The sequence below is a fragment of the Methylobacterium sp. WL18 genome, assembly GCF_008040015.1.
GTDB classification, from domain to species: Bacteria; Pseudomonadota; Alphaproteobacteria; order Rhizobiales; family Beijerinckiaceae; genus Methylobacterium; species Methylobacterium mesophilicum.
Genome location: NZ_VRVD01001223.1, coordinates 1 through 627, shown reverse-complemented (window position 1 = coordinate 627; position 627 = coordinate 1). Strand labels below are relative to the sequence as shown.

At 75.1% G+C, this 627-nt stretch carries 1 pseudogene; it reads left to right on the top strand.

Annotation, left to right across the window (positions count from 1 at the left end):
* Nucleotides 1–627 (top strand): annotated as a pseudogene (locus FV228_RS31975) (heparinase II/III family protein); the annotation flags it as partial.

Below are 627 nucleotides of genomic sequence, written 5' to 3'. Positions count from 1 at the left end.
CCGTGAAGGCGGCACACCTGGCGGAGCGCCGGGGCGGTCCCCTCTCCGTCGCGCCCGCCCGGGCCGGGACCATCGTCTATCGCCGCCCGGAGGATGGGCCGGACTGGGCCGCCTTCACGGCGGATTTCTCCGCGCAGATCCACCCGCAGGATCATCGGGACTGCACGTCCTTCACCTTCGCCACCGGCGGGTTGAGGTGGATCACCGAGGTCGGCGGGTCGCACACCGAATCGCCCGGCCAGCCGGTCGCGGCGGCCCGGGCGCACAACGTGGTCGTCCCGGATAACCGGGAGCCCACCGCGGGGGCGGGCGTGGCGCGCGCGCCCGTCCCGGTCGGCGGCGCCTGCGTGCACGTGATCGACACCACCGTGCACGGGCCGGATTACCGGCATGTCCGGGCGTTCGCGATCCTGGACGACCTGTCGGGCCTGGCGGTCATCGACCGGTTCGCGGCCGGCGGGGTGCTGTCCCTCGACGGATTCCTCCATCTCGACCCCGCGGCGGCGGTCGCCCTCGACGCGTCCGGGCGCGTGTTCGGGCTCCGGGGCGACAGGCGGCTGCACATCGTGCCCCACATGATCGCCGGCCGCCTCGGCCGGCTCACGGCGGGGCGGTCCTGGTCAGGGG